This window comes from Azospirillum sp. OGB3 (assembly GCF_014192915.1).
Lineage (GTDB): Bacteria > Pseudomonadota > Alphaproteobacteria > Azospirillales > Azospirillaceae > Azospirillum.
Genome location: NZ_JACHYN010000003.1, coordinates 267,656 through 294,198 on the forward strand (window position 1 = coordinate 267,656; position 26,543 = coordinate 294,198).

26 protein-coding genes are annotated in these 26,543 nt (G+C 67.0%); 11 read left to right on the plus strand and 15 right to left on the minus strand.

Features of this window, described 5'->3' with window-relative positions; all coding sequences use genetic code 11:
• Window positions 1-25: 25 nt before the first annotated feature.
• On the minus strand, window positions 26-1,279 hold the full coding sequence (locus tag FHW79_RS08725; protein ID WP_183178551.1) for a multidrug effflux MFS transporter: 1,254 nt from the start codon (window positions 1,277-1,279) through the stop codon (window positions 26-28).
• A 284-nt stretch (window positions 1,280-1,563) separates the two neighbouring features.
• Between FHW79_RS08725 and FHW79_RS08730 the strand changes: the two genes are divergently transcribed.
• The gene (locus tag FHW79_RS08730; RefSeq protein WP_183178552.1) at window positions 1,564-5,139 is read left to right on the plus strand and encodes a PAS domain-containing protein; all 3,576 of its coding nucleotides are present in this window, start codon (window positions 1,564-1,566) and stop codon (window positions 5,137-5,139) included.
• Window positions 5,140-5,158: 19 nt separating this feature from the next.
• Here FHW79_RS08730 and FHW79_RS08735 read toward each other — a convergent pair whose 3' ends face one another.
• The 3 genes from FHW79_RS08735 to FHW79_RS08745 all read right to left on the minus strand — a co-directional run bounded on the left by FHW79_RS08735 (window position 5,159) and on the right by FHW79_RS08745 (window position 7,429).
• Complete coding sequence (locus FHW79_RS08735) at window positions 5,159-6,121, minus strand: DMT family transporter (RefSeq protein WP_183178553.1); 963 nt, start codon at window positions 6,119-6,121, stop codon at window positions 5,159-5,161.
• 114 nt (window positions 6,122-6,235) lie between these two features.
• The gene (locus FHW79_RS08740; RefSeq protein WP_183178554.1) at window positions 6,236-6,778 is read right to left on the minus strand and encodes a DUF2934 domain-containing protein; all 543 of its coding nucleotides are present in this window, start codon (window positions 6,776-6,778) and stop codon (window positions 6,236-6,238) included.
• A 162-nt stretch (window positions 6,779-6,940) separates the two neighbouring features.
• Window positions 6,941-7,429: an acyloxyacyl hydrolase gene (locus FHW79_RS08745; RefSeq protein ID WP_183178555.1), complete on the minus strand. Its 489-nt coding sequence runs from the start codon at window positions 7,427-7,429 to the stop codon at window positions 6,941-6,943.
• 333 nt (window positions 7,430-7,762) lie between these two features.
• Between FHW79_RS08745 and FHW79_RS08750 the strand changes: the two genes are divergently transcribed.
• The 4 genes from FHW79_RS08750 to FHW79_RS08765 all read left to right on the plus strand — a co-directional run bounded on the left by FHW79_RS08750 (window position 7,763) and on the right by FHW79_RS08765 (window position 11,344).
• Window positions 7,763-9,334, plus strand: coding sequence for a bifunctional aminoglycoside phosphotransferase/ATP-binding protein (locus FHW79_RS08750; protein WP_183178556.1), 1,572 nt, complete (start codon window positions 7,763-7,765; stop codon window positions 9,332-9,334).
• A 138-nt stretch (window positions 9,335-9,472) separates the two neighbouring features.
• A complete protein-coding gene (locus FHW79_RS08755; RefSeq protein ID WP_183178557.1) occupies window positions 9,473-10,339 on the plus strand; it encodes a universal stress protein in 867 nt (288 codons plus the stop codon).
• Between the two features lie 151 nt (window positions 10,340-10,490).
• Window positions 10,491-10,751 carry a hypothetical protein gene (locus tag FHW79_RS08760; protein WP_183178558.1) on the plus strand — a complete coding sequence of 87 codons (261 nt, stop codon included), beginning with the start codon at window positions 10,491-10,493 and terminating at the stop codon, window positions 10,749-10,751.
• A 233-nt stretch (window positions 10,752-10,984) separates the two neighbouring features.
• Complete coding sequence (locus FHW79_RS08765; RefSeq protein WP_183178559.1) at window positions 10,985-11,344, plus strand: hypothetical protein; 360 nt, start codon at window positions 10,985-10,987, stop codon at window positions 11,342-11,344.
• An 82-nt stretch (window positions 11,345-11,426) separates the two neighbouring features.
• Here FHW79_RS08765 and FHW79_RS08770 read toward each other — a convergent pair whose 3' ends face one another.
• From FHW79_RS08770 to folK, 3 genes are all read right to left on the minus strand, one after another.
• Window positions 11,427-11,585, minus strand: a complete 159-nt coding sequence (locus FHW79_RS08770) for a hypothetical protein (protein WP_183178560.1) — start codon at window positions 11,583-11,585, stop codon at window positions 11,427-11,429.
• A gap of 197 nt (window positions 11,586-11,782) precedes the next feature.
• Window positions 11,783-12,190, minus strand: coding sequence for a dihydroneopterin aldolase (locus FHW79_RS08775; RefSeq protein ID WP_247884238.1), 408 nt, complete (start codon window positions 12,188-12,190; stop codon window positions 11,783-11,785).
• 109 nt (window positions 12,191-12,299) lie between these two features.
• Window positions 12,300-12,806: a 2-amino-4-hydroxy-6-hydroxymethyldihydropteridine diphosphokinase gene (gene folK / locus FHW79_RS08780; RefSeq protein WP_183178561.1), complete on the minus strand. Its 507-nt coding sequence runs from the start codon at window positions 12,804-12,806 to the stop codon at window positions 12,300-12,302.
• Window positions 12,807-13,025: 219 nt separating this feature from the next.
• On the opposite strand from folK, the gene FHW79_RS08785 reads away from it, so the two are divergent.
• The 3 genes from FHW79_RS08785 to FHW79_RS08795 all read left to right on the plus strand — a co-directional run bounded on the left by FHW79_RS08785 (window position 13,026) and on the right by FHW79_RS08795 (window position 14,771).
• Window positions 13,026-13,487: a hypothetical protein gene (locus FHW79_RS08785; protein ID WP_183178562.1), complete on the plus strand. Its 462-nt coding sequence runs from the start codon at window positions 13,026-13,028 to the stop codon at window positions 13,485-13,487.
• 102 nt (window positions 13,488-13,589) lie between these two features.
• Window positions 13,590-14,261, plus strand: a complete 672-nt coding sequence (locus FHW79_RS08790) for a carbon monoxide dehydrogenase subunit G (RefSeq protein ID WP_183178563.1) — start codon at window positions 13,590-13,592, stop codon at window positions 14,259-14,261.
• A gap of 129 nt (window positions 14,262-14,390) precedes the next feature.
• Window positions 14,391-14,771 carry a cytochrome c family protein gene (locus FHW79_RS08795; RefSeq protein ID WP_183178564.1) on the plus strand — a complete coding sequence of 127 codons (381 nt, stop codon included), beginning with the start codon at window positions 14,391-14,393 and terminating at the stop codon, window positions 14,769-14,771.
• 71 nt (window positions 14,772-14,842) lie between these two features.
• Here FHW79_RS08795 and pepN read toward each other — a convergent pair whose 3' ends face one another.
• On the minus strand, window positions 14,843-17,500 hold the full coding sequence (pepN, locus tag FHW79_RS08800; protein ID WP_183178565.1) for an aminopeptidase N: 2,658 nt from the start codon (window positions 17,498-17,500) through the stop codon (window positions 14,843-14,845).
• A 243-nt stretch (window positions 17,501-17,743) separates the two neighbouring features.
• On the opposite strand from pepN, the gene FHW79_RS08805 reads away from it, so the two are divergent.
• Genes FHW79_RS08805 through FHW79_RS08815 form a run of 3 tightly spaced genes read left to right on the plus strand, consistent with a single transcriptional unit; the run spans window position 17,744 to window position 20,284 of the window.
• Window positions 17,744-18,469 carry a hypothetical protein gene (locus tag FHW79_RS08805; RefSeq protein WP_183178566.1) on the plus strand — a complete coding sequence of 242 codons (726 nt, stop codon included), beginning with the start codon at window positions 17,744-17,746 and terminating at the stop codon, window positions 18,467-18,469.
• Window positions 18,466-19,674 carry a M48 family metallopeptidase gene (locus FHW79_RS08810; protein ID WP_183178567.1) on the plus strand — a complete coding sequence of 403 codons (1,209 nt, stop codon included), beginning with the start codon at window positions 18,466-18,468 and terminating at the stop codon, window positions 19,672-19,674. The genes FHW79_RS08805 and FHW79_RS08810 overlap by 4 nt, the downstream gene beginning before the upstream one ends.
• 4 nt (window positions 19,675-19,678) lie before the next feature.
• Window positions 19,679-20,284 (plus strand): hypothetical protein, encoded by a 606-nt coding sequence (locus FHW79_RS08815; RefSeq protein WP_183178568.1) that lies wholly within the window; start codon window positions 19,679-19,681, stop codon window positions 20,282-20,284.
• 68 nt (window positions 20,285-20,352) lie between these two features.
• Here the strand turns inward: FHW79_RS08815 and FHW79_RS08820 are convergent, their stop codons facing one another.
• Genes FHW79_RS08820 through sufB form a run of 7 tightly spaced genes read right to left on the minus strand, consistent with a single transcriptional unit; the run spans window position 20,353 to window position 26,537 of the window.
• Complete coding sequence (locus FHW79_RS08820) at window positions 20,353-20,709, minus strand: iron-sulfur cluster assembly accessory protein (protein WP_035676164.1); 357 nt, start codon at window positions 20,707-20,709, stop codon at window positions 20,353-20,355.
• Between the two features lie 16 nt (window positions 20,710-20,725).
• Window positions 20,726-21,133, minus strand: a complete 408-nt coding sequence (locus tag FHW79_RS08825) for an iron-sulfur cluster assembly protein (protein WP_137141036.1) — start codon at window positions 21,131-21,133, stop codon at window positions 20,726-20,728.
• 23 nt (window positions 21,134-21,156) lie between these two features.
• Complete coding sequence (gene sufU / locus FHW79_RS08830) at window positions 21,157-21,624, minus strand: Fe-S cluster assembly sulfur transfer protein SufU (RefSeq protein ID WP_109069516.1); 468 nt, start codon at window positions 21,622-21,624, stop codon at window positions 21,157-21,159.
• A complete protein-coding gene (locus FHW79_RS08835) occupies window positions 21,621-22,892 on the minus strand; it encodes a cysteine desulfurase (protein WP_183178569.1) in 1,272 nt (423 codons plus the stop codon). Before FHW79_RS08835 ends, sufU begins: the two co-directional genes overlap by 4 nt.
• Window positions 22,893-22,906: 14 nt before the next feature.
• Entirely contained in the window at window positions 22,907-24,262 is a 1,356-nt protein-coding gene (gene sufD / locus FHW79_RS08840; protein WP_183178570.1) for a Fe-S cluster assembly protein SufD, read from the minus strand.
• Window positions 24,263-24,264: 2 nt separating this feature from the next.
• Window positions 24,265-25,017 carry a Fe-S cluster assembly ATPase SufC gene (sufC, locus tag FHW79_RS08845; RefSeq protein WP_183178571.1) on the minus strand — a complete coding sequence of 251 codons (753 nt, stop codon included), beginning with the start codon at window positions 25,015-25,017 and terminating at the stop codon, window positions 24,265-24,267.
• A 32-nt stretch (window positions 25,018-25,049) separates the two neighbouring features.
• The gene (gene sufB, locus FHW79_RS08850; protein WP_137105143.1) at window positions 25,050-26,537 is read right to left on the minus strand and encodes a Fe-S cluster assembly protein SufB; all 1,488 of its coding nucleotides are present in this window, start codon (window positions 26,535-26,537) and stop codon (window positions 25,050-25,052) included.
• Between the last annotated feature and the right edge of the window lie 6 nt (window positions 26,538-26,543).

Here is a 26,543-nt window from a genome sequence, read left to right on the forward strand (position 1 = left end):
TGCCGTCCGATGACCGCCTCGGCCGTCAGTCTCCCGGCTGCGCCGCTTGGGCCGCGTGGGTGGAGCGCATCAGCGTTCCGCGCTCCGTCAGCAGGACGGTCAGCAACGCCAGCACGCCCAGCACGGTGAAGCCGATGGTCAGCGGACGCACGGTGCCGTCGAAGGACTGGCCGACGATCCAGCCGACCACCGCCGCCATGCCGGTGCTGAAGAAGCCGACGAAGGACGACCCCATGCCCGCCACGTGGCCCAGCGGCTCCATCGCCATGGCGTTGAAGTTCGGGGCGATCAGGCCGAAGCAGAAGAAGATCGCCGCCATGAACAGGCCGAGGCCGAGCAGCGGCGGATGCTCCGGAAAGCCGAGCAGCGCCATGGCGACGCCGGTCAGCGTGTAGCCGAGCAGGGCGACGTGCGACACCCGGTGCATGCCGACCCGCCCGACCAGCCGCGCGTTGACCAGCGAGGCCAGGGCCATCACGCCGGCGATGGCGCCGAAGGCCACCGGGAACATCGCCCCCAGCCCGTAGACGTCCACGAAAATCTGCTGGGCGCTGCCGACGTAGCTCAGCAGCCCGCCGAACAGCAGGCCCATCGCGGCGGTGTAGCCGACCGTCGCGCGGGTCGTCATCACCTTGTGGAAGGCATGGCCGAGCGCCGCCGGAGACAGCGGCATCCGATCCTCCGGCGCCCGGGTTTCCGCCAGCCGCAGCATCGACCAGGCGAAGGCGGCGATGGCCGCCAGGAACAGCGCGCCGAAAACCCACGGCCACGTGCCGAGACGCAGGATTCCTTCGCCCAGGGCCGGGGCGATGACCGGTACGATGATGAAGATCATCATCACGAAGGACATCACCCGCGCCATGTCGCGCCCGACGAAGCGGTCGCGCACGATGGCGATGGCAACCACGCGCGGGGCGGCTGCGCCGAAGCCCTGAAGCGCGCGGGCGGCCAGCAGCGCCGTGAAGCTGGGGGCGAAGACCGCGCCCAGCGAACCGACGGCGAAGATCACCAGGCCGGCGGCCAGGACCGGCTTGCGCCCGAACCGGTCCGACAGCGGACCGTGGAAAGGCTGCCCGACGGCGAAGCCCAGCATATAGGCGGTGACGACAAGCTGCCGGTCGTTTTCGCGCATCACCCCGAAGGAACCGGCAATGTCCGGCAAGGCGACCAGCATGATGTCGATGGACAGCGCCGTCAGCGCCATCAAAAGGGCCATGAGCGCGACGAACTCGCCGAAGCGGATGTCGCCGCTCCGGCCGGCGGAAGCGGAATGGGGCATGGAGTCAGGCATTGGAGCAGTGTGCAGCCCGCCTGTCCCCGCGGCAAATCGAATTCCCGCAGGCCCGCCATCGATATTTGGACATCGGCAATTCAAGGCTGTGCGGCGTCGCGGCCCGATGCGCTGCACACTGCCGCCTTTATGGCGTACCCAACTATCATTTGAGGATTTCAAGAACTTCACACTGTTGTTGCTGAAAATGGTGGATGGATTGGCGGATTCTGTAGGAGTCGCCCGAGTCGCTGTCTATAGTGTGCCGTGTCAACAGTCTGCGAAAACCCGGTATGCGCTTTCGTCTCCCTTTCGTGGCCTTGCTGGCGATTCTTCCGCTCGTCGCCTTCGCGGTGGCCGCGATCATGCTGGTCGACCGGCAGCAGGAACGATCGGTGGAGGAGCTTGTCCGCCACGCCACCGACGCCGCGGTGCGGACGGTGGACGGGCGCGTCCTTATGACGCGCAGCGCGCTCGAAATCATGTCCACGGCCCGGTCTCTGGACATTGGTGACCGCGCCGTTTGGAGGGACCGGGGGGAACGTGCGCTGCGGCAGCGTTTGGATTGGATGGCCCTGGAGGTCCGCGACCGCCAGGGTGTCGTCAACCTGCTTCACCGGCCGCAGGAACCGGAAGCCGGCGGCATCGACCCCGCCGCGCGCTCCGCCCAGGCGGACCGGGTGTTCCGCTCGGGAGAGGTTTGGATCAGCGGCGTCATCAGCGACCCCGCCGGCAAGGTGGAGCCGGTCTTCGCGGTCAGCGTGCCGGTCTGGGGCGTGGGCGAGGTTCGGCTGGTCCTGACCGCCTATGTGCGGACCTGGTCCCTGCGTCAGGTCCTGATCGATCAGGTGGTGGCGCCCAGTTGGGTCGGCGCGCTTCTCGACCGCGATGGGCGGATCGTCGCCCGGACGAGGTCTGATACGGCCTTCGATCCGGCGGTCGGACAGCCGGCGCCCGAATCCCTGGTCCAGGCGCTGCAAACCGGCAAGGAATTCTTCCTGTCCCACACCCGGAATGGAGAGGAAGTGCTGTCGGCGAAGGCCGGCTCCGTCGCAGCGTCCGGCTGGCTCCTGGTCCTCGGTACCCCGGCCGAGCCGATCCAGGCGGCGGCGCGGCGCACGGTCTATACGATCGCCGGCGGCGGGCTGGCCGCTCTGGCGGTGGCGGCGCTGGTCGCCTGGGTTCTTGTCCGCTCCCACGACCGGCGCGAGGCGGCTGAGCGGCGCGCGCGGGTGGCGGAGGCCTCGGCGGAAGCCGACCGGCGGTCGCACGCCATTCTGGAAAGCACGACGGACGGCGTCTATGAGGTCGACCGGTCCTGGCGCATCGTCTACATGAACGGGCGCGCGCGTGGCCTGATGGGCGGCAGCAGCGACCTGACCGGACAGCGGCTGTGGGAGGCCTTTCCCGACGCCATGGGGACGGTGCTGTGGGACCGCCTGCACGTCGCCATGAGGGATCGCCTTCCCGACGAGTTCGAGGCTTACTTCGCGCCGCTCGGCGTCTGGCTCTTCCTGCGGGTTTTCCCATCGTCCGCCGGGTTGGCCATCTATTTTCAAGACATCAGCAAGCGCCTTCTCGCCGAGCGGGCGTTGGAACGGGCGGTGGAGCAGGCGAACCAGATCCTGGAGAGCATCGGCGACGCCTTCTACGCCATCGACCGTGATTGGCGGATCATCTATGTGAACAAGCGCGCGCAGGAGATGTTCGACCGACCGCGCGACGACCTCATCGGCCGCAACCTGCTGGAGCTCTTTCCCGACGTCGCGGGCAACAGCGTCATCCGCAGCTTCGAGGCCGCCATGGCGGACCAGCAGCCGAGGGAGTTCGAAGCGCTGTCCGGCATCTTCCAGCGCTGGACCATGTTCAACGTCTATCCGCAGGCGGGCGGCGGCCTGTCCATCTACTTCCGCGACGTGTCCGCCCACCGCGCGGCGGAGGCCGCCCTGCGGGCCAGCGAGCACCGTTACCGCACGCTTCTGGAAGCGCTGCCGCAGATGGTCTGGACCTGCCGGGCGGACGGCAATTGCGATTTTCTGAGCCGGCAATGGCTGGCCTACACAGGCCAGACGGAGACCTCGGCCCAGGGCTTCGGTTGGGCCAGTTCCATTCATCCCGACGATCGAGAGCGCCTTCTCACGATCTGGATTCAGGCGGTCGAAGCGCGGACGATCTTCGACACCGAGGCGCGTATCCGCAACGTCGCCGGCAGCTACCGCTGGTTCAAGCAGCGTGCCCTGCCGATCACCGACCCGGAAACCGGAGAAGAGCGCTGGTTCGGCACCTCCACCGACATCACCGACATCTTCGAGGCGCGCGACGCCATGCAGGCGGCGAAGGAAGAGGCGGAGCAAGTAGGGTTGCGCTTCCGCACGCTGGCGGATTCCATCCCGCAACTCGCCTGGATGGCCCGCCCGGACGGGCGGATCTTTTGGTACAATCAAAGATGGTATGACTATACGGGCGTCGTCGAGGGCGGGGATGCCGCTTCCGACCCGCTGTGGGACGGCATCCTTCCCGCCGACCACGCCGAGCGCGTCACCGCAAGCCTCCAGCGGTCCTTCCAGACCGGAGAACCGTGGGAGGACACCTTCCCCATGGCGGGGCGGGACGGTGCCTTCCGCTGGTTCCTGTCGCGGGCGCTGCCCGTGCGCGACTCCGAAGGCGCCGTCGTTCTGTGGTTCGGCACGAACACCGACGTGACCGACCGCCTGGAGGCCGAGGACGCCCTGCGCCGCGCCAAGGAGGAAGCGGAGCGGGCCGCCTTGTCCAAGTCCAAGTTCCTCGCCTCGGCCAGCCACGACCTGCGCCAGCCGATGCAGTCGCTGTTCCTGTTCTCCGGCGCGCTGCACGGCCACGTGCAGGGCGAGAAGGGGATGAAGGCGCTGCGTCTTCTGGAAAGCGGGCTGGACGCGCTGAAAGGCCTGCTGGACAGCCTGCTCGACGTGTCGCGCCTCGACGCCGGTGTGGTCAAGCCGACGCTGGAGGATTTTCCGGTGGCGCTGCTGCTCGACCACATCGCGGCGGGCTATGCCCCGGTGGCCCGCGGCAAGGGGCTCGACTGGACGATGGAGGGATGCCCGCTGAACATCCGGTCCGACCGGGTGCTGCTGGGCCGGATGATCCGCAACCTCGTGGAGAACGCCATCCGTTACACCGAGCGGGGCAGCATCGCCATCGCCTGCACGGTGATGAACGGGCTTATGCGGATCACGGTCGCCGACACCGGAATCGGCATCTCGGGCGACCAGTTGCCCCGGATCTTCGAGGAGTTCCATCAGGTCGGCAATCCGGAACGCGACCGCAGCCAGGGGCTCGGGCTGGGTCTAGCCATCGTGCAGCGCATCGGGCAGCTTCTGGAGCATCCGGTGACCGTTCATTCCACGCCAGGCGTGGGGTCCGTCTTCACCATCGAGGTGCCGCTGGGCGAGACGCCGAAGCCGGTGGAAGCCGTGTCGGCGGCACCTGTTCCGGTGGCGGCGGGTGGCGGTGAGGAGCGGCTGGCGATGGTCATCGACGACGACGCCATCGTGCTGCTCGGCCTTCAGGCGATCCTGCGCGAATGGGGGTATGAGGTCCTGATCGCCGGTTCGGGCGAGCAGGCGGTGGACAAGCTGCGCTCGGTCAACCGCAAACCCGACATCATCATCGCCGACTATCGCCTGCGCGAGGGCAAGGTCGGTACCGATGCCATCCTGGACATTCGCCGGCTCTTCGATGCCGACGTCCCCGCAATCATCGTGACCGGCGAAACCGGACCGGAATGTCAGCGCGACGCCGTGCGCCACGGCTTCGGCCTGATGCACAAGCCGGTGACCCCGCGCCAACTCGCCGGAGCGATGGAACGCTCCCTGCAACCGGCGGAGTGAGGCCGGCTGGCTCTGGAGATCAGTCGCCGCCGCCGCCCATGGCGGGCGGGCTGGGGGGAAGGCGGCGGCGGGTTTCGCGGTGCAGGATGTAGAGGCCGCTCACCGCTACGACGGCGGCCCCCGACACCATGTGCAGGGTCGGCATCTCGTTCCACAGCAGCCAGCCGAACAGCACCGCCCACAGCAGCGCGGCGTAGTTGAAGGGCGCAACCACGGCCGCCGGGGCCAGCGAATAGGCCCGCGTCAGGAACAGCTGGGCGCCGCCGCCCAGCACCCCGGTGGCCGAGAGCAGGGCGAAATCGGTCAGACTGCGCGGGGTGACCCACACGAAGGGCATGACCAGTGCCAGGATCAGGGTGGTGATCGCTGTGAAGTAGAAGACGATGGTGTTGGCGCGTTCGGACTTGCTGAGCTGGCGGATCGCCACCATCGCGAAGGATTGGAAGAAGGCCGCGCCGAGCGCGACCAGCGCGCCCAGATGCGTCAGCATCTCGCCGGACGGCCGGACCATGATGAGCACGCCGACGAAGCCGACCAGCACCGCGCTCCAACGGTGGATGCCAACCTTCTCGCCGAGCAGCGGCACCGACAGGGCGGTGAGGAAGAGCGGGGCCGAGAAGTTCAGAGCCACCGCGTCGCCCAGCGGCAGCAGGTTGAACGACCAGAAGGTCAGGGACATCGCCGTCAGCCCGACGACCGAGCGCCAGACATGGCCCATCGGCCGCTCGGTGCGCAGGTTGTTGACCCACCCGCCCTGGAGCGAGATGACCACCGCCACCGGGATCAGCGCCATGGCGTTGCGGAAGAAGGTCACCTCGATGACGGGGTACGTCTCCGAGAGCAGCTTCACCAGCACGTTCATCACGGAGAAGAGCAGCACCGACGCCAGCATCATGACGATGCCGAGCGGGATGTTCTCCACGCGGACGTGGCGGGGCGTCGCGGGACGGGCGGGGGCGGGGGAGAGGGGGGGCGCGGTCACGCCCGAATGCTATCAAGCGCAACCACCCGCGTCACGTTGCCGCGACACGGGTGGTCATGTCCTGACGGAATGGCCGGATTGCGGCGCCATGCCGATCCGGATGTTGTCGGCCCGTCAGCGGTTGTTCAACAGGTCGGCGATCTCGGCCTCGGCCAGCAGCCAATGATCCATCTCGCGCCCGTTCGGACGGCCTTCGCGCTCCCAGATCTCATAGGCGCGCTCCTGCACCATGCGGTTCTTCTGGCCGTGCAGCAGGCCTTCCGCGATGTGCATGTTGATGCGCGACAGCGAGACCATCTTGCTCGCCTCGATCGAGCCCCGGGTCGCTTCCATGGTGGTGACGGTGACGTACTGCGCGAGGTTGCGCAGGTTCGCCTTCACCTCGGACTCCAGCGTGTTCTCTTCGTTCTGGAGCACCGTCTTGATGGCGACCCAAAGGCGCAGATTGTGGTCCAGCGCGTGGCTGGCCTTCTCCGGCGTGTCCGCTTCGACCAGCAGGCTGGCGGCGTGCAGCAAGGCGACCGCGTCCTGCTCGATGGCCGCGAAGTTGGTGTTCAGGACGATTTCCGCCCCGGTGTCGGTGGCGAGCGCCTCGGCCGCTTCAAGCGACGGAGCGGTTTCGACGGTCTTTGCTGTGGCGGTCTTGCGCTTGGCCATGATCGAATCCCCGGCGTTGGTCCCCGAGGTCAATAGAACCAGCCGTCATTAACAAGTGGTTAAGGCGAGTATTGCCAACCCCTTTGCGCAGCCTTCGCGTCAGAGCAAAGGCCAAGTGATTCGCGGAAGGTCATGCTGCGTTGCAAAACAACCGACGGAGTGTCAGCGGCCGGTGAAGGCTCCGAACGGCATGCGGTAATAGAATCCGAAGACGTTGTTGGCCGGTGCGGCGGCGTCGGCGGCCGGACCGCTGGTGTCGATGCGGCTGTAGCCCAGGCTGAAGCGGGCCTTGTTCTCGAACTGGTAACCGAGTTCGAGCTGGGAGCGGAACTCGACCACGCTGCCCGTCGCCGCCGGATCGCGCGGGGTGACCGGCAGGGTGCCCGCACCCACGCTCGGCGTGAAGACGAAGGAGGACCCTCCCAGCGGAACGTCGATCAGGATGCCGCCCATGCCGTAGAGGCTGCCGTCCGGCGCGCTGGGGCCGAGAGACACCCAAGGGCGCACCTCAGCGTAGCCGTCGAGCTTGGGCAGGAGGGAGGAGCCGATGCGGATCTTGTTGTGCAGGTCGGACACCTTGGTGTCCGGCGTCTCGCCGACGCTGTAGGCGAGGCCGCCGATCTTCCAGTTTCCGATCCGGTCTTCGGGCATGGTCAGGGGCTGCGCACCCGCGGGACCAGAGAGCGCGAAGCCCGCCAGGACAACCACCAGACAGAGGCACGAGGTCCCATGACGCACGGCGGCCTGCTCCCGATCGATCGTTGACCGTCCTACTCCGGCTGCTCCAGCCTACCGCGTCCGATCCCGACGCGGTTGTGGCATTACGCGTCGCGCCGTATCTCCGCGCAAGCGCGTAACGGTGCTACTCCCAGATGTCGTGCGCGATGCGCTTCACGTCAATGGTGGAGGGCCTCCCCTCTTTGCGAGGACCTGGGCGGTTTGCGGGGCTGATCGGCGAAGGCCGGAGCGTGCTAGACTTTCGCCATGCAGCACGCCGCCTCCGATCCGAAGCAGGACCCGATCTTGGGTTCGACGCCGATGGCGGCCGCCTTTCTCGCCGACCCGGTGAGCCATGGCGGGGCGGCGGTGGAGCGTGTCGACACCCACGCCGCCATCGTCTTCCTGGCCGGCGACCGGGCCTACAAGCTGAAGCGCGCGGTTCGCTATCCCTATCTCGACTATTCGACCGCCGAGCTGCGCCGCGCGGCTTGCCTGGAGGAACTGCGGCTGAATCGGCGGACAGCGCCATCCCTGTACCTTGGCCTGGAGTCGGTCGTCCAGCGGGCCGACGGCGCACTCGCCTTTGGTGGCGAGGACGCGGCGGGGGGAACGGCGCTGGATTGGCTGGTCGTGATGCGCCGCTTTCCGCAGGATGCCCTTCTCGACCGCGTGGCGGAGCGGGGCGATTTCGACGACTCGTTGGGCTGTGCCTTGGCCGACGCGGTGACCGCCTTCCACGAGGCCGCGGAACCACGTCCGGACGGTGGTGGGGCGGTGGCGATGCGGGAGGTGGTGGAGGGCAACATCGCCGAACTGCGTGCGAGCCCGTCCCTGTTTGCGCCGGATCACGTGGAACGGCTGTCCGGTCGGTCGGCGGACGCTTTGGCGCGTCTGGCCCCGCTTCTGGAGGACCGGCGGCGCGGCGGCTTCGTCCGGCATTGCCACGGCGACCTTCATCTGCGGAACATCGTGCTTCTTGAGGGAAAGCCGGTCCTGTTTGACGGCATCGAGTTCGACGAGCGGCTGGCGGTCATCGACGTCGCTTACGACCTCGCCTTTCTTTTGATGGACCTGGAACGGCGGGGGCTTCGCCCGCTCGGCAATGCTTTCCTCAACCGCAGCCTGGACAAGACGGAGGATTACGGCGCCTTGGCGCTCCTGCCCCTCTTCCTGTCGGCGCGCGCGGCCATCCGTGCCAAGATCGCCGCAACCACGGCGGCGCTCCGTCCCGGTGACGCTGCGGCGCAAACGTTGGAACGGGAGGCCGTGGCCTATCTGGACCAAGCCGTCAGGGCGTTGGAGCCGCCGCCGCCGCGGCTGGTCGCTGTGGGCGGCCTGTCCGGCAGCGGCAAGACCCGGCTGGCCCGCGCCCTGGCCCCGTCGCTGGGAAAGTCGCCCGGAGCCGTCGTCCTGCGGTCCGACGCGCTGCGCAAGCGCCTCAACGGGGTTGCTGAAACCGAGCGCCTTCCTGCGGAGGCCTACACGCCGGCGGTGACCGAGCGGGTCTATGCCGGGCTGCTTGAACGGGCGGGCGCCGTGTTGGCCGCCGGGCACGCCGTTGTGCTGGACGCCGTCCATGCCCGGCCGGAGGAACGGTCCGCCGTCGCCCGCCTTGCGGCGGAGGTCGGTGTGCGATTCGACGGGATCTGGCTCGACGCGCCGCTGGACATGCGGATCGCCCGAATCACTGCCCGCCGCGGGGACGCCTCCGACGCCACGGCGGAGGTGGCGGAGCGGCAGGCTGTCTATGATCTGGGCCCGCTTGAATGGCTGCGCACGAATGCTGGCAGGGATGCGGGGGAAACGCTTGCGGCCGTGCTGGAGCGACTGGTGTAATTCCAGGTGGAACGGGCGCCGCCGGCTCCCCATGGTCTAGTATAAGGGTGGCGCGGCGCTGGAAACGGTGCATCCAGCCGCCGTTCCGACAGGCACCGTCCAGAAGATGGGCCGGCGGAAACGGCCCGGGGGGAGATCATGTCACTCAAGACGATCCTTGTGCCGCTGGCCGGACTCGACGGCGACACGGTGGCGCTGAACGCCGCGCTGAAGATCGCGCGCGAATTCGATGCCCATGTCGACGCCCTGTTCGTGTCGCTGGACCCGCGCGACGCCGTGCCCATGCTGGGCGAGGGCATGTCCGGCGCGATGGTCGAGGAGATCATGCGCGCCGCCGAAGGGGAGTCGAAGACCCACCTCCACACCGCCCGCCGCACCTTCGACGATGTGATCCGCGCCGCGGACATCGAGCTGCGCGACATGCCCACCGGCGTCGAGGCGCCGACCGCCCAATGGCGGGAAGAGACGGGCCGCGTCGAGGAGGTGGTGCCGCGCGAGGGGCGGCTGGCCGACCTGCTGGTCTTCGCCCACACCACGCTGGACAGCAACACCCAGGCTTACGCGACGGTGGAAAGCGCCCTGCTGGGAGCGGCCCGCCCGCTGCTGCTGGCCCCCGCCACCCTGCCGGAGGAGATCGGCCGCACGGTGACGCTCGCCTGGAACGGCAGCCCCGAATCGGTTCGCGCCCTGGCCGGGGCGATGCCCTTCCTGACCGGTGCCGACACCGTCCATGTGCTGACCGCCGAGACCTCCAACACCCAGGCTGCGGCAGGTCGTCGCATCGCCCACTATCTCGCTTGGCACGGCGTTAACGTTCAGGTAACCATATTGAAGCCGGGATCGGAACCCGTTGGCCAAGCCATCGTGAACAAAGCCGCGGATCTTGGGTCCGACCTCCTCGTGATGGGGGGCTACGGGCACAGCCGGATGCGGGAAATGATCCTTGGCGGCGTGACCCGCTATGTGCTGAATCACGCCGGCCTGCCCGTGCTGATGGCCCACTGACGACGGGGCCGCTCTTTTAGAAGGCCGGGCTTCTCTGATCCGACGCGCGGCGCCGCGCTGACAGGCGCCCTCCACGCCGATGGTTTTCAACCACAAGGGCCACCCGGACTCCGGTCCGGGCAAGGCCCGGCAATCGGGAAGGAAACGCGCCATGTTGACGATCGACGATTGCATCGCGCTCAGCGATCTGACCGAAGAGGAAATCGACGCCATCGCGGAGCATGAGCATCTGCCGGAAATGCTGGCGGTGGAACTGGGCTGCTGCCTTGCCCATGACGCCGAGGGCATCCGCCGGATCGCCCGCATCATCCGCGAGGACATCGACCGGGCTCGCAGCCATGGGCGGCCCATCCATGCCCGTCGGTTGACAATGGTTCTGGATGGCTTCGTGCACCAGCACCCGGCCCTGTAGAAGGAGCCTGCGGGACAGAGGCTCGACGGCGAGGAAACGCCCAATCCGTTACGGTGCGTCGGGAAGCGGGGAGGCGCGGAACAACCGGCCCTCCGTTTGGTTGGCACCGGCGGGTTCGCGTCGGGGGCGGCGGGGAGCGCGCGCAGCGGGCTCCCCCAACCGCCGAGCCAGCCAACCGCCAAGCCACCGCGACGCGCTGTCTTGTTCCGCTGTCAGCACAAAGGACGACGCCCGTGCCCTTGAAGACGATCCGCCTCGAACTGGCCCGCACCGCCGACCATCCCGAAGGCAGCGCGGAGCATGGCTATGAGTTCATCGCTCCGCTGACCGCGGACGGCCACTTGGATCTGGAGGAGTGGCGCAGCCGCAAGGCCGCCTGCACGGTACGCCGCTTTTGGCGCGGGGAAGACGAGCAGACCGGCCATCTGGTCCATCGGGGCAAAGGATGGCTGTTCGACTACGACGCCGACGACACCGACGACGACGAACCGATCTTCCGCTTCGACCGCCACACGCTGGTGGAGGGGCAATACATCTCCATCACCGAGCATGATGGAGTGCAGCGCCCCTTCCGCGTCGTCTCCGTTCGCTGATCCCTATTTGGCCGGGGCGATCCGCCTCGTACCGGACGCGCTTGTACCGGACGCGCGGATTCCCTGGCCGACGGATGTCCGTTCAGGCGGCCAACCGCTCCTCGCGCGCGCGCAAGTTGCGCCCGACCTGTTCGAGAAGTTCGCGCAGCGTCTCGGCGGACATGCCGTCGCGTGTCATCAGAGCGACGATGATGGGCTCGTCCAGGATTTCCGACAGGGTCGGAGCCGTCAATTGGTCCATGTTACCCTCCCTGTTCATTCCGGCCGGCCTTGAGGCGGCGTAATGTCCATTGTAAACAAGATACGGTATTTCGCAACAGTGCTGCGCCGCGAAATAAACCAACACTGCCGACGCAAGGGTAGAAAAGCGCTGAGTGTTCTTGCCTGAACACAGCAACGATGCCTATGCCAGAAATGGGGTTACCACGTCGGAGCGGACTAACGGTCCGCGTCACGGTTCCGCGTGATCGTGACTCCGGCCCCGGCGGTGTCGGGAAGCAGGGACGGCAGTTCCACGTCGACGCGCACCTGGCGCACCTTCGGGTGGGCCAGACACAGGGCGGCGGTCTGATCGGCGAGATATTCGGGACCGGGCACCGCGTCCTGCGCGCACAGACGGCGCAAATCCTCCACGATGTCCTCATAGGACATGACGGCGGTTATGTCGTCGGGGAAGCTCTGGCCGGGATGGCTGACCTTCAACTCAAGGCTGATATGGACCGTGGGCCGTCCAGGCCGTCCGGCGAGCGATACGCTGGCGGTGAAGTCGCGAAGCAGGATGGTGTAGGTCGCCGCCGCGTCGGCAGACTCGGCGCCGGAGGGGCGGGAAACGGGATCGTTGGCCAAAAAAAACATCTCCTGGCGGGTGCGGCCCTGGTCCATGCCCCGTCAGGGGCGGCCGCCTCTTCGCTGCGCCGCGACCACTATAGCCCAGGCGCCCGCCCTTTCGGCAAGGTCAGACCGCCACGGGAAGGTCCATGCCGGTGCGGACGACCGTATCGCGGCCCGCCACGGTGGCCAGCAGGTCGTCGACGCTGCGCCCGATGGCGGGGTGCTGGAGGCCGCCCGCGATGTCGGCCAGCGGGGCCAGGACGAAGGCGCGCTCCGCGATGCGGGGATGGGGAATTTCCAGTTCCGGCGCGTACATCACCAACTCGCCATAGAGCAGGATGTCGATGTCGATCGGCCGTGGTCCGAAGCGGAGACCGCCGTCCAGGTCGCGGCCCATCTCCGCCTCGATGGCCTTGACGTGGCGCAGAAGCTCCCATGGGCCGAGTGCCGTCTGCCCGCACAAAGCCATGTTCAGGAAAGCCGGCTGGTCGGTCACATACATCGGGTCGGTTTCATAGACGGGCGATGCCAGCGTGACGCGGACTTGCGGAGCAAGCCGCCGCTGCGCCGCCGCCAGATTGGCGGCGCGATCGCCCAAATTGCTGCCCAGCGCAAGGTAGACCGTGGTCATCGCAGAACCGTTGCTAGTCGAAACCATACCCTTCTCACTCATACCACGATCCTCCGTTGCATCAACCGTCAAAGCGCCATCGCATGCGATACCGGCTTATCGTCCCTTGACGATCGCTGCGGAGCACGCTCCGGTTTAGGTAGCCGGCTTTCTCCGGGAACCGCAAGCGGTGGGCGGGGTTGTGCCAGTCGTGCAATGCTGCGTTGGAGGGTGAGGGTCATGACGCTTCGGCATGGTGGGACGGCGGCTCTGCTCGGGCTGGCCGGGGCGCTCCTGGCGTCCTGCGCGACGGGGCCGGACCCGCAGATCGCCCGGCGCGCCCAGACTGAATTGGTCGGCATGCCGAAGGAAAGGCTGCTCGCCTGTGCCGGGGTTCCGGCGCGCCAAGCCCAGGCCGGTGGGCGGGAATACTATACCTATGTTTCCGACCCCGGCGTGGCGGTCAGCCCGCTCGGCGGCAGCAGCATCGGCGTCGGCGGTTTCGGCGGGGGCGGTTCCAGCGGCGTCGGCCTCGGCCTGGGATTCGGGTTGCCGCTGGGCACATCCTCGCCCGGCATGTGCGAGGCGACCTTCGTCCTGGGGCCGGGCGGGACCGTGGAGCAGGTGTCCTATCCGGGCAACGCGTCGCTGTCCGCCTGCACGCCGATCGTTCAGAACTGCGTGCCGCCCGCCCCGCGCTGAACCCTCCCGTCCTGGCTGAAAGAGGGACTGTCGCCGGTTGCGGCCTTGCCGTATCGTCCGGCTAAGGCTTGGCTGTAAAAGAAGGCAGGGGAGGACAACGTCATGGACATGAGCGGCAGCCAGCGCATCACGGCCCCGCGGGACGAGGTTTGGGCGGCGCTGAACGATCCTGACATCCTGCGCCAGTGCATTCCCGGCTGCGAGGAGGTCCAGAAGACGTCCGACACGGAGTTCACCGCCAAGGTGGTTGCCAAGGTGGGGCCGGTCAGCGCCAAGTTTTCCGGCAAAGTGACGCTGTCCGATCTCGATCCGCCCAACGGCTACACCATCACCGGCGAAGGCTCCGGCGGTGCCGCTGGCTTTGGCAAGGGCGGCGCCAAGGTTTCGTTGGAACCGGATGGCGAGGAGGCGACGGTCCTGTCCTACACCGCCCACGCCACGGTCGGCGGCAAACTGGCGCAGATCGGTTCGCGGCTGGTGGACGCCACGGCGCGCAAGATGGCCGATGATTTCTTCAACCGCTTCACGGCGGTGGTCGGCGGGCCGCCCGAGCCGGTCCCCGAACCGGCCTCTGACGTGGCGCCTGCGGTGGTTGCGCGGCCCGTTGCGCGGAGTGCGGCGGCTCCACAGCCGATTACGCCCGAGGTGGCGGCTCCCGCCCCGGAAATTCCCATCCCGCTTCCCGCCGCCCGTGGGCGGGGCGGCTTCTATGTGCCCTGGGCGGCGCTGGTCGTGGTGGCGGTTCTTGTTCTTCTTCTCGCCTGGATGAAATAACCCGTATTTGGTGTTTGTGCTGTGGGCGCGACACGTTGAGGGGTTGGCCTTAACCACAGAATGTGTATGCTGCGCCCGAACCTGCCGGCATCCGAACGCCGGCCTCATCCGGAAGGGGGAATCTGACCAATGAACAAGCATATCCTGGGCGCCGCTCTGATCGCCGGCATTGCCATGGGCGCGGGCGCCGCGCAGGCCGCCGATGCCACCGCTGGTAAGGACGTCTTCAAGCAGTGCATGGCTTGCCACACCGCCGAGCAGGGCAAGAACAAGGTCGGCCCGTCGCTGTTCGGCGTCGTGGGGCGCCCGGCCGCCTCGATCGACGGCTTCAAGTATTCCAAGCCCATGCAGGAGAAGGCCGCCGGCGGTCTGGTCTGGACCCCGGACAATCTGAAGGCCTACATCACCGCTCCGAAGGAAGTCGTTCCGGGTGGCACGATGGCCTTCGCGGGCATCAAGGACGCCGGCAAGGTGGACGATCTGATCGCCTTCCTGGGCGAGCAGAAGTAAAGACGCCCGCGTTTCGGCGCGGGGGTGAGGACGGGCCGGAGGGGAAACCCTCCGGCCCGTTTCCTTTTCACTCAGCCTGCGGCCTCCAGGCTCTTGCTCGCCACTTCGAAGACGTCCGGCGACAGGCCCGGCGTGGCGACGATGCGCTCCAACTCGGCTTTCATCAGGGCGCGGCGCGGACCGTCGTAACGACGCAGGCGCGAGAAGGGCCCCACCATGCGGGCCGCCACCTGCGGATTCATCGGGTCGAGCCGAAGGACCTGATCGGCGAGGAAGCGATAGCCCGCTCCGCTGATGTCGTGGAAGCGCACCGGGTTGCCGCCCGCGAAGCCGCCGATCAGCGCATAGACCTTGTTCGGGTTGCGGATCTCGAAGGCGGGGTGGGCGAGCAGGCCCGTCACCCGCTCCAGCGTGTCGGTCCGGTGCGAGGTCGCCTGCACGCCGAACCACTTGTCGACCACCAGCGCCTCGCCCTTCCAGCGCTCGTAGAAGCCGGCGACGGCCTCGTCCCGCTCCGGTGCGCTGGAGTTGCTGAGGAACTGGAGCGCCGCCATCACGTCGGTCATCGCCTGGGAGCCGTGATACTGGCCGAGGCAGAGGCCGAGCGCCTCCTCGTCCTCCAGGGCCATCAGATAGGCGAGACACAGATTCTTGAGCGCCCGCCGGCCGATGGCCGCAGCGTCCACCGAGAAGGGCTCGTTGCCCGCGTTGCGGCGGTAGGTGTCCAGCCAGCCGGGCCGCAGCGCCTCGGCGAGCCGCCGGCGGGCGAACTCGCGCACGGCGTGGATGGCGTCGGGGTCGATCACCTCCATCTGCGTGCCGAGGTAGCTCTCGGTCGGCAGCACCAGGGCCTGCGCGGCGAAGGCGGGGTCCTGGTCGGCGTCCTTCAGAACGGCGCCCACCGCGTCGATGAAGCTCTGGGGCAGAGCCAGGTCCCGCCCGGCCTGCCGGTCGGCGACCAGCGAGAGCAGCAGGCGGGTGGCCAGCGTCTGCCCGGCCTCCCAGCGGTTGAAGGCGTCGCTGTCGTTGGCCATCAGGAAGGTCAGATCACCGTCCGTCAGGTCGGCCCGCAGCTTCACCGGGGCGGAGAATCCGCGCAGCAGCGACGGCACGGGACGGGCCGGCACGTCCACGAACGTGAAGCTCTGCTCGGCCTCGGTGATGTGCAGCGTGCGGCTGGTGCCGGCGGCTTCCGCCTCGCCCGTCAGGCGCAGCGGCAGGTCCGCCCCGTCCGGGCCGAGCAGCCCCATGACCAGCGGGATGTGCATCGGCTCCTTCACCGGCTGGCCGGGGGTGGGCGGCACGGTCTGCCTGACGGTCAGCCGATAGGTCTTGGCCGCCTCGTCATAGGCGCCGCTCACGTCCAGTTCCGGCGTGCCGGCCTGCCGGTACCAGCGCTTGAACTGCGTCAGGTCGACGCCGGTGGCGTCGGACATGGCCGCGGCGAAGTCGTCGCAGGTCACCGCCTGTCCGTCGTGGCGCTGGAAATACAGGTCCATGCCCTTGCGGAAGCCCTGCGCCCCCAGCAGCGTGTGGTACATGCGGATGACTTCCGACCCCTTGTCGTAGACGGTGGGGGTGTAGAAGTTGTTGATCTCCACATAGCTGTCCGGGCGCACGGGGTGCGCCATGGCGCCGGAGTCCTCGGGGAACTGCACGGTGCGCAGGCGCTGCACGTCGGCGATGCGCTTGACCGCCCGCGAGTTCATGTCGCTGGAGAATTCCTGGTCGCGGAAGACGGTCAGCCCCTCTTTCAGCGAGAGCTGGAACCAGTCGCGGCAGGTGACGCGGTTGCCGGTCCAGTTGTGGAAATACTCGTGGGCCACCACGGCCTCGATGCCCAGGAAATCCTGGTCGGTGGCGGTCTCCGGCTTCGCCAGGATGTATTTCGTGTTGAAGACGTTGAGGGACTTGTTCTCCATCGCCCCCATGTTGAAGTCGCCGACCGCGACGATGTTGAAGATGTCGAGGTCGTATTCAAGCCCGAACACCTCCTCGTCCCAGCGCATCGACTTGATAAGCGAGCGCATGGCGTGGTCGACCTTGTCCTCGTTCCCCGGCTCGACATAGATTCGCAGGGTCACGTCGCGGCCGGACGCGGTGCGGAAGCGGTCCTCCTGATGGACCAGATTGCCGGCGACCAGGGCGAACAGGTAGCAGGGCTTGGGAAAGGGGTCCTCCCACACCGCGCGGTGGCGCCCGTCGGGCAGGTCGCCGGATTCGAGGAGATTGCCGTTGGACAGCAGCACCGGGTAACGGGCCTTGTCCGCGGTGATCGTGGTGGTGTAGCGGGCCATCACGTCGGGCCGGTCGGCGAAATAGGTGATCTTGCGGAAGCCCTCGGCCTCGCACTGGGTGCAGAAGTTGCCGGAAGACTTGTAGAGCCCCTCCAGCGCCGTGTTCTCCTGCGGCTTGATGCGGACGACGGTTTCCAGCGTGAAGGTCTCCGGCACGCTGTGGACGGTCAGGTGGTCCGGCGTGACCGTGTAGTCGGCATCGCCCAGCGGCCGGCCGTTCAGCGCCACGGACACCAGCTCCAGCCGCTGCCCATCCAGCGTCAGTGGCTGGGAGGCCGCGTCGTCCCGCGCCGGATTGCGCCGCAGCCGGAGCTGAGCGCGGACCGTGGTCGCGTCCTCGCCGAGATCGAAGAACAGATCGACCGTGTCGATCAGATGCGCGGGCGGGCGGTAGTCCTGCAGGCGGATGGCCTTGGGCGTGCCTTTGTCCATGGTGGCTTTTCTCTAACCTTGTTTTGGCTGTGTCGGCGTCGCGGGTATGGACTCTAGCATGGAGAGTGGGGACGCGGGACGCCGTTGGACAGGGGCAACGGCCCATTCTTCACGCCTTGTTTCCGGAGGACGCGAGCGGTGATTTCAGGTGGTGGTAGTTGTTGATTATGCACTTAAAAATACATACAATCCAAAAAGTTTAACCCGAGTGATGTGAATATCCCAGTATGATGGAGCTTTTGCGTGCACGCTCGATCGTTTCCTGCGCTTTCGATGATCGGTAGGGTCGTCGCTGTTCTTTTGGCGGTGTTTCTGGTGTCAGCCTGCCAATCCTCTGTAAAACATGTCGAAACGATCAAGCGACCGGGAAACAGCACCCGGATCGTGCTGATGCCATTGGACGTGGAACTCAGCGAACTGTCGGCCGCCGGAATGAAGGAACCGAAGGCCGAATGGACCGAGGCGGCGCGCCGTCATCTGACCGTAGCGTTCGACGAACAACAGGCGGATCTGGGCCTGAGCATCGCCGCCTTCGACGAGAGCAAGGCCAAGCCGGAGGTTGTGGACACTCTGCACCAGTTGCAGCGGCTGCATGAGAAGGTCGGCACGTCGGCCATGATCCACCATTTCTTCGACGTCAAAAAACTGCCGGCCAAGCACGGCAAGTTCGACTGGACCCTGGGGACTGACGCCAGAACGCTGAAGGAGGCTACCGGGGGCGACTATGCGCTGTTCGTCTGGGTGCGTGACAGCTACGCGAGCGGGGGCCGGGTCGCGCTGATGGTCGCGGCGGCGGTCCTGGGCGTCGGGGTGCAAGGCGGTACGCAGGTCGGCTTCGCATCGCTGGTCGATCTCGAAACCGGGGACATCGTCTGGTTCAACCGGCTGATGCGGGGCGCTGGCGACCTGCGCACGGTGGAGCCGGCGCGCGAAACAGCCAAGGTGCTGCTGGCGGATTTTCCGAAATGACCGCAGTGCATCGCCACGCGGTGCATCGCCCGACACTGCATCGCCGAAGCCTTCTGGCCGGCTGCGGTTGTTGCGCGGCGCTGGCGCTGACCGGCTGCACGACCACAGGGACCGGGGAGGGCATCGCCGCGCCCGGCTACCGGCCGGCCGCGGCGACGGACGAAGGCGGCTTGTGGCAGGTGATGGATCGGACGGAGAGCGAACTGAAGCGTTCCCGAGCCCTCGTGCGCGACGAGGCCGTGAACACCTATCTGCGCGATATCGTCTTCCGCATGACCGCGGACCACTGCGCCGACATCCGGGTCTATGTCGTGCGCACCCCGGTGTTCAACGCGTCGATGGCGCCGAACGGGATGATGCAGGTCTATTCCGGCCTGCTTCTGCGCACCCGCAACGAGGCGCAACTGGCCGCCGTTCTGGGGCACGAGATTGGGCATTACCTGAGAAAGCATTCGTTGCAGAGATGGCGCGACGCGCGGGCCAAGGCGGATTTCGGGGCGTTCCTGAGCCTCGGCCTGGCCCTGGCCGGCATCCCCGCGGTGGGAAGCCTGACCCAGATGGCTCTGCTCGCCAGCGTATTCTCCTACTCCCGCGACCAGGAACGGGAGGCCGACGATATCGGCATCCAGCTCATGGCAAAGGCTGGTTATGCTCCGGGGGAAGCCGCCCGCGTCTGGGAACAATTGGTCGCCGAGAAGAAAGCGATGGCGGAGGAGGCCGAGCGCAACGTCTTCTTCGCGTCGCACCCGGAGCCGGAGGAGCGCCAAGCGATCCTGAAGGCGAAGGCGACCGGCTTGGCCCAGCCGGACCAGACCGACGGGGCCGAGGCTTACCGCAGAAACTTGCGGGGTTTGCGCCGGACGCTGTTCGAGGATGAATTGCGGATGCGCCAGTTCCAGCGGACGCTGGTTCTTCTCGATCAGCTCTGTTCCGACATCCCGCCCGACGCGGACATCATGCATTTTTACGGTGAGGTCCACCGTCTCCGCGCCGAGAACGGCGACCTGGGCCGCGCACGGGGATGGTACGAGCGGTCGGTTGCCATCCCGGACGCCCCGCCCGAAGCCTGGCGCGGTCTCGGCCTCGTCCTGCGCCAGCAGGGGGAAAGGGGACCGTCGGCTGAAGCCTTCCAGCGTTATCTGTCGCTCGTCCCGCGGGCGACGGACCGCGACCTGATTCAAAGCTACATCGCCCTGGGGAGTTGAACCGATGCCGCAGTTTGCAATTCGCACCCTGGCCGTGCTGTGCGCCTTGGTGGCGCTGTCCGGCTGCGTGCACTACGCGCTTGTCCCGTCCACGGAAAAGGTGACCGTCCGCAGCGGCATGACCATCGAACCGGGCATCGAATGGAACCGGATCACGGCTCTGGGGGCGGCGGATACGGGAAACCTGGATTTCTGGACGGTCGATGGCGAACAGCTGGATCTGCTGATCCTCGCCGCGGGGATCGAGGATGGAAAACCCCTGTTCAACATCGCCGCAAGCAACGAAAAACCTCCGGCCTACCGGTCAGGGATGCCAAACGAGGAGCTGAGCAGTCTGTTCGAATCAGCCTTCACCAAGGCTTTCACGGCCAAGGTCTTCACGGTCCGCTCGCTGAAGCCTCAGACGGTGTCCGGGGGCGAGGGCATTCGCCTCGATTTCTCCTTCTCAGGAGAGGATGAGCTGGATCGTGACGGTGTCGCCGTCCTGATTCAGAAGAATGGCAAGCTGTACATGATCGCCCACCAAGGGGCGAGGCTGCACTACCGCCCGAAATACGCCCCGGAGGTGGACCGCATCATCGCGTCGATGCGCATCATCGACAAAGCGTAACCGGGGCGTTCCGACGGATGCCAAGTGCTCGTCGCCTCTCCCGCTGGGAAGCGGGAGAGGCGGGGGCGTCAAACGTGGAAGCTCTCGCCGCAGCCGCAGCGGCCCTTCTCGTTCGGGTTCTTGAAGACGAAGCCGGTCTGGAACTTGTCGTCGACGTAGTCCATCTCGCTGCCGATCAGGAACATCACGGCGGCGGGATCGATCAGGACGGTGACGCCCTTGTCCTCCACCACCTCGTCGAACTTCATCTTTTCCTTGGCGTACTGCACGTCGTAGCTGAGGCCGGAGCAGCCCTTCGCCTTCACGCCGATGCGCAGGCCGATGTAGTCGTCGGTCGCCTTGGACATCAGCATCCGCACGCGCTCCGCGGCGGCGTCGGTGATGGAAAGGGCCTTGGGGAGAGAAGCCGTAGAAGCCGTGGCCATGGGGATCTTCGCCTCCTTAAAACATGTCCAGTTGGACCCGTGCGACCTCGGACATCATGTCCTGGCGCCAGGGCGGTTCCCAAACCAGTTCCACCTTGCATGTGGTGACGTCCTCAACGGACTCAACCGCCTGCTGCACCTGCATCGGCAGTTCGCCGGCCACCGGACACATCGGGCTGGTCAGGGTCATGTCGATCTCGACCTCGTTGTTCGGGCCGATATCGACGCGGTAGATCAGCCCCAGCTCCCAGATGTCCACGGGGATTTCCGGGTCGTAGCAGCTCTTCAGCGCCGAGATCACCGCCTCGCTCAGCGCGGCGCGCGGGTCGTAGGCGGCCTTGGCCGCGGCCATGTCCGCTTCGGTCTGGTTCATCGGCCTGGCCTCCGCGGCGTCGGCTTCCTTGGAGATCGCGTCATCGGGCATCGCGTTTCACCGTTTCCTGCAACTTACTCGCTGCTCGCCTTGTCCTCGCCTTCGATGGCCGCGTTCATCGCGTGCCAGGCGAGGGTGGCGCATTTCACGCGCACCGGGAACTGACGGACGCCGGACAGCACCATCAGCCGTTCCATGGCGTCCTCGTCCACCGGGCCGTGGTCGCCATGCTCGTGGTCGTCCTTGGTGCAGAGGTCATGGAAGGTCTCGAACAGGGCCTTGGCCTCCGCCTCGGTCTTGCCCTTGACCACCTCGGTCATCATGGACGCGCTGGCGGTGGAGATGGCGCAGCCGCGGCCCTGGAAGGCCACGTCCTCCACCACCCCGTCCTTCAGCTTCAGATAGACCATGAAGCGGTCGCCGCACATGGGGTTCTCGCCCTTGGCCTCCCGGTTGGCATCGTCGGGATGCCGGAAGTTCCGGGGGTTCTTACCGTGGTCCAGGATCACCTCCTGGTACAGCTCGCGCAGTTCGTCCATCATGCTCCGAAGAACTCCTTCACCGCGATCACCGATTCGACCAGAGCGTCGGCCTCCGCCCGCGTGTTGTAAAGGGCGAAGCTGGCCCGCGCCGTGGCGCCGACGCCGAAACGATCCATCAGCGGTTCCGCGCAGTGGCGGCCGACCCGCACGGCGACGCCGTACTGGTCCACGATGGTGCCGAGGTCGTGCGGGTGCACGCCCTCCAGCGTGAAGGAGATGATCGGACCCTTGCCCGGCGCGGTGCCGTAGACGCGCAGGCCGTCGATCTGGGAAAGCTGCTGCGTGGCGTACTGGAGCAGGTCGTGCTCGTGTGCCGCGATGGCCTCGCGGCCCAGCTTTTCCATGTAATCCAGCGCCACGCCCAGCCCGATGACCTCGGTGATGGCCGGGGTGCCGGCCTCGAAGCGGGCCGGCGGGGCCTTGAAGGTGGTGCCTTCGAAGCTGACGCTCTCGATCATGTCGCCGCCGCCCTGGAAGGGAGGCATCTTCTTCAGCAGATCGTACTTGCCGTACAGCACGCCGGTCCCGGTCGGGCCGTACAGCTTGTGGCCGGTCATGATGTAGAAGTCGGCGTCGATGTCCTGGACGTCCACCACGCCGTGCACGGCGGCCTGGCTGCCGTCGAACAGCACCGGCACGCCGCGCTCGTGCGCCATGCGGGCGATGATCTTGGCCGGCGTCACCGTGCCCAGCACGTTGGAGCAGTGGGTCATCGCCACCAGCTTCGTGCGGTCGGACAGCAGATCCTCGAAGGCGTTCAGGTCCAGCACGCCGTGCTCGTCCACCGGGACGACGCGGATGCGGATGCCCTTGTCCATCTGGAGGAGCTGCCACGGCACGATGTTGGCGTGGTGCTCCATGACCGAGAGGATGATCTCGTCCCCCTCCGACAGGAAGGTCCGGCCATAGCTGTGGGCGACGAGGTTGAACGCCTCGGTCGCGCTGCGGGTGAAGACGATGTTGCGCTCCGACGGGGCGTTCAGGAAGCGGGCGACCTTGCGGCGGGCCTCCTCGAACTGGTCGGTCGCGGTCTGCGACAGGAAATGGACGCCCCGGTGGATGTTGGAATAATCCTCCTCTAGGAAGCGGGTCATGGCGTCGATGACCTGCCGCGGCTTCTGCGCGGAGGCGGCGCTGTCGAGATAGACGAGCGGCTTGCCGGGCTTGCCCTTCCGCTCGTGCACGCTGCGCGACAGGATGGGGAAGTCGGCGCGGACGCGCTCGACATCGAAAGCGGCGGAGGCGGGGAGGGTGATCTGGGTGTCCATGTCCGGGTCCCTCCTCAGCGCGCGTTCTGCCAGTTGGCGACGTAGCTCTGGAAGGCGTCACGGACGCTCTCCTCGGCGATCTCCTCCAGCGCCTCGGACAGGAAGGCGCCGATCAGCAGGCCGCGCGCCGTGTCCTTGTCGATGCCGCGGGCGCGCAGGTAGAAGAGCTGGTCGTCGTCCAGCTCGCCCACCGTGGCGCCGTGGCTGCACTTCACGTCGTCGGCGTAGATCTCCAGCTCCGGCTTCGCGTCGATCTCCGCGGTGTCGGAAAGCAGGAGCGCGCGGTTCTGCTGGTAGCCGTCGGTCTTCTGCGCGTCGGGGCGGACGATGATCTTGCCCTGGAAGACGGCGCGGGCCTGGTCGTCGATCACGCCCTTGTAGACCTCGCGGCTGGTGCAGCAGGGCTTGGCGTGATCGATGAAGGTCGTGGTGTCGACATGCTGGCCGCCGCGCACCATGTAGGCGCCGCTGACATGCGTGTCGCCCTCCTCGCCGTCGAGGACGCTGTTCACCTCGTTGCGCGAAAGCTTGGCGCCGATGGTCAGGATGAAGTTGTCGTATATGCCCTTGCCGGCCACCTTCGCCGCGGTGTGCGACAGGTGGAAGGACTCCGTGTGCTCGCGCTGGACCTTGTAGTGGTGGACCGACGCGCCGGCGCCGACGAAGACCTCGGTCACGCCGTTCGACAGGGTGGTGCAGGAGCCCAGGCCCACGTGATGCTCGACGATCACGGCGCGGGAGTCCGCCTCCGCGACGATCAGGCCGCGCGGGTGGAAGGCGGTGGGCTGCGCCTCGGAGCCGACGGACACGAAGACCAGCTCGATGGTCTCGTCCACCGTGACGCCGCGCGGCACATGCAGGACCGGGCCGTCCGCCAGGAAGGCGGTGTTCAGCGCGACCAGGGGCTGATCGTCCGGTGCGGCGATGCGGCCCAGATGCCCGGCGACCAGATCGGGGTTGCGCGCCAGGACGTCGGCGAGGTTCAGCAGCTCGACCCCCGTCGGGAGGCCGGCGGTGGAGGACAGCTCCGCCCGGAAACGTCCGTCCACGAAGACCAGACGCGGGCCGGTCGTACCGTCCGCGCGGACCGTCGGCAGCACGTCGAAGCGAACGGCTTCGCCGGCGTCCGCGGCCGGCTGGAAGGCCAGCTTGTCGAGCGCGCGCAGGTTGGTGTAGCGCCAGGACTCGTTCTTGACGGTCGGCAGGCCGAGTTCCGCGAAGCGGGCGCCGCCCTGGTCGCGCAGCCCGTCCAGCCACGACAGGCCGCCGCCGGGCAGGCCGCCCTTCACGCGGTCGAGCTGCTCCAGGAAGGGCGTGGCCGCCGCCGGGTCGTAACCCCGCGGCGCCTTGGTGAGGGTCGTCGTCGCCATGGTCAGGCCGCCTCGTTCACGCCGAATTCGGCGTAGCCGTTCTTCTCCAGCTCCAGCGCCAGCTCCTTGCCGCCGGAGCGCTGGATCTTGCCGAAGGCCAGCACATGGACATGGTCCGGCACGATGTAGTCGAGCAGGCGCTGGTAGTGCGTGATGACCAGCATCGACCGCTCCGGCGAGCGGAGCGCGTTCACGCCCTCGGCCACGATCTTCAGCGCATCGATGTCCAGGCCGCTGTCCGTCTCGTCAAGGATGGCGAATTTCGGCTGGAGGACGGCCATCTGGAGCGTCTCGTTGCGCTTCTTCTCGCCGCCCGAGAAGCCGACGTTGACCGCGCGCTTCAGCATCTCGTCGGTCATGCTCAGCGCCTTGGTCTTCTCGCGCACCAGCTTCAGGAACTGCATGGCGTCCAGCTCCGGCTCGCCGCGCTGCTTGCGGATGGCGTTCAGGGCGGACTTCAGGAAGGTGGTGTTGGCGACGCCGGGGATCTCGACCGGGTACTGGAAGGCCAGGAACAGGCCGGCGGCGGCGCGCTCCTCCGGCTCCATCTCCAGCAGGTCCTTGCCGCAGAAGCTCACCGAGCCCTCGGTGATCTCATAGCCGTCGCGGCCGGCCAGCACGTAGCTGAGCGTGCTCTTGCCCGAGCCGTTCGGCCCCATGATGGCGTGCACCTCGCCCGGGTTGATCGTCAGGTCGATGCCCTTGAGGATTTCCTTGCCGTCCACCGTGGCGTGCAGGTTCTTGATCTCGATCATCGTTTCTTCTTCCTTCGCGATACGGTGGGCGGTCAGCCGACGCTGCCTTCGAGGCTGATGCCGACGAGCTTCTGGGCTTCCACGGCGAATTCCATGGGCAGCTCCTTCAGCACTTCCTTGCAGAAGCCGTTGACGATCAGCGACACGGCGTCCTCTTCCGACAGGCCGCGCTGGCGGCAGTAGAAGAGCTGGTCCTCGCTGATCTTGGCGGTCGTCGCCTCGTGCTCGACGCGGGCGGTGCGGTTGCGGTTCTCGATGTAGGGCACCGTGTGGGCGCCACACTGGTCGCCGATCAGCAGGCTGTCGCACTGGGTGTGGTTGCGCGCGCCCTCCGCCTTCGGCAGGATCTTCACCAGCCCGCGGTAGGTCTGCTGCGCCCGCCCGGCGGAGATGCCCTTCGACACGATGGTCGAGCGGGTGTTCTTGCCGATGTGGATCATCTTGGTGCCGGTGTCGGCCTGCTGGAAGTTGTTGGTGATGGCGACGGAATAGAACTCGCCCACCGAATTGTCGCCCTGCAGGATGCAACTCGGGTACTTCCAGGTGATGGCGGAGCCGGTCTCCACCTGGGTCCAGGAGATCTTGGAGTTGCGGCCGCGGCAGGCGCCGCGCTTCGTCACGAAGTTGTAGATGCCGCCGACGCCCTCCGCGTTGCCGGGATACCAGTTCTGGACCGTCGAGTACTTGATCTGTGCGTCGTCCAGAGCCACCAGCTCGACCACCGCGGCGTGCAGCTGGTTCTCGTCGCGCTGGGGCGCCGTGCAGCCTTCCAGATAGCTGACGTAGCTGCCCTCGTCGGCGATGATCAGCGTCCGCTCGAACTGGCCGGTGTTGGCCTGGTTGATGCGGAAGTAGGTGGACAGCTCCATCGGGCAGCGGACGCCCTTCGGAATGTAGACGAAGCTGCCGTCGGTGAAGACCGCGCAGTTCAGCGTCGCGTAGAAGTTGTCGGTGTAGGGCACGACGGAGCCGAGATACTTCTGGACCAGCTCCGGACACTTGTGCACGGCCTCGGAGATGGAGCAGAAGATGATGCCCATCTCCTCCAGCTTGGCCTTGAAGGTGGTGGCGACCGAGACGCTGTCGAACACGGCGTCCACGGCGATGGCCGGGCTCTTGCCCTCGGCCCCCTCGACGCCGGCCAGGATCTCCTGCTCACGCAGCGGGATGCCCAGCTTCTCGTAGGTCTTCAGCAGCTCGGGATCGACCTCGTCCAGCGACTTCGGGCGATCCTTCATCTTGGGCGCGGCGTAGTAGTGCGCGTCCTGATAGTCGATCGGCGGGTAGGACAGCTTCGCCCAGTGGCGCGGCTCCTCCATCTCCTGCCAGACGCGGAACGCCTTCAGGCGCCATTCGAGAAGCCATTCCGGCTCCTCCTTCTTGGCGGAGATGAAGCGGACGGTGTCCTCGTTCAGGCCCTTGGGCGCGACATCCGATTCGATGTCCGTCGTGAAGCCGTACTTGTACTTCTGCTCCGTGACGGCGCGGACCTGTTCGACGGTTTCGGTCGTGGCGGCCATGCTTGT